The following is a 1,828-nucleotide window of genomic DNA, read 5'->3' on the forward strand; positions in this document are numbered from 1 at the left end:
CAGTAATCGTCATAGGAATCCAGCCAGACTTTTTGAATCGGAAGGTTACTCAACGGAATCACCTCCCGTCCAGTCAAAAGGAGAGGAGACATGCCTGTCCTGGAAGGAAGCAAGATGGATATAGATCTTATGACAAGCTTGTCATAAGATCTATTATGACAAGCAAGTATTTATGGAAAGAAAAAAACTCTTGCCTGTATAACTACGGATTTTTATATAGCTTTTCTTTACATAATAATCGATACTTTCTGATGTAACTGACAATACGTCACATATCAGAAAGGAGATGGTTTGTTATGCTAAGACAAATCAAAGTTACAGAGCTCTGCAAAGAACTGGAAGAAAAGCTGGTTGGGCTTCAGTATTCCGAAGATTCATTGCGGAGATATCGCAAAGTATTCCGGGAATTCGAGGAATACGCAGGGGATTGTGATTACTCACAGTCCAGGGGAACAGACTTCTTGCTATGGAAGTTCAAACAACTTGGAGGTTTTGTTACATCCGGAGAACACTCTAAAAATGAGATGTATTACTTTCGGGTAATCCGATCACTTGCTGAATATTATAACTTCGGTACATTGTTCAGACGGCACGATTATGACGGGGAAATTGTTTGGCCGCTTCCCTTTAAGGAGGTGACAGAAGGGTTTTTACAGTATGAAGTAGAATACGGATGCTCCCAGTGTCACTATCGGCGTTGCCGGGGTATCATTAAGGATCTGATCCTGTTTTTGGATTCCTCGGGCATTCATCATCTCAATGGTGTTACCGCTGATCTAATGTCCCGTTTTACTGAAACAATGATCGGACTCGCCCCAGTAACGATCGCTGAAAGGTTATCTGCCCTTAGGCAGTACTTCAAGTATGCCTTTCTTCACAAGTATGTTGATCAACCTATAGAAGTATTTTTGCCCCATCCTCCACAGAGATTGCGTACAAAACTCCCGACGGTTTGGAGCGAAGAGCAGATCGAACAACTGATCAACAGTATCGATATCACTACCCCCATTGGCAAAAGAGATTACGCTATTATCCTTCTGGGGGCAAGGCTTGGTCTTCGCATTGGCGATATACTTTCTCTTACGTTCAATGACATAGACTGGGGCAAGAAACTTATTACTGTTACCCAGAACAAGACCAGGGAACCGCTATCGCTTCCGCTTCCGGATGATGCGGGGTGGGCGATCATTGATTACCTGAAAAACGGGAGGCCCGTTACGGATTACCCAAATATCTTTGTGACGCATAACGCCCCCTACAAAGGAAGCCCGTTTAAAAGTACGCTTCGGCACAACATCAATAAAGCTTTGAAAAGAGCCGGTATTCCAATCGATAAATCCAAGCGCTATGGCTGGCATTCCCTCCGTCATTCGCTTGCAACAAACTTGCTTCAGAATGAAGTGGATGCGTCCACTATCTCAGATATACTTGGGCATTCGGATCCGCAGGTGGCAAAACATTATCTCAGGGTGGATATAAACGGCTTGCGAAAATGCGCCCTGGAAGTGGAGGTGAAGCCTTATGTCAAAGAATAAGACATTCACCGGCCCCCTTGCGGAACATATACAGAGATTCCTTAATGAAAAGCGTTCCCTTGGGTATAAATACGAAGAACAAGAGCGTGTCCTCTATGTTCTGGACCAAATGAGCAAACAGTTTGACTGTTCAAATGGACTCCCCAAAAACCTTTGCCTGGCTTTTATTATATGGCTTTAGCCAGTTAAGCGTGATGGAGTTTTTCGTGTTCCGAAAAATGTAGGCACGCTTAACAAAAAACCACCCGCTATGCGGGTGCGCGTCGATCGTTATACACCAAAAATCACCTTTC

The 1,828-nt window shown here is 44.0% G+C and carries 1 protein-coding gene; it reads left to right on the forward strand.

Annotated elements, in window-relative coordinates; translation table 11 throughout:
• Positions 1-296: 296 nt before the first annotated feature.
• Positions 297-1,535, forward strand: a complete 1,239-nt coding sequence (locus tag Selli1_RS18100; RefSeq protein ID WP_281874486.1) for a site-specific integrase — start codon at positions 297-299, stop codon at positions 1,533-1,535.
• Positions 1,536-1,828 lie beyond the last annotated feature (293 nt).

Source organism: Sellimonas catena (genome assembly GCF_027924685.1).
Lineage (GTDB): Bacteria > Bacillota > Clostridia > Lachnospirales > Lachnospiraceae > Sellimonas > Sellimonas catena.

Excerpts from the sequence above, each read along its gene's own strand:
- Selli1_RS18100 (WP_281874486.1), top strand. The coding sequence starts at position 297 with ATGCTAAGACAAATCAAAGTTACAGAGCTCTGCAAAGAACTGGAAGAA.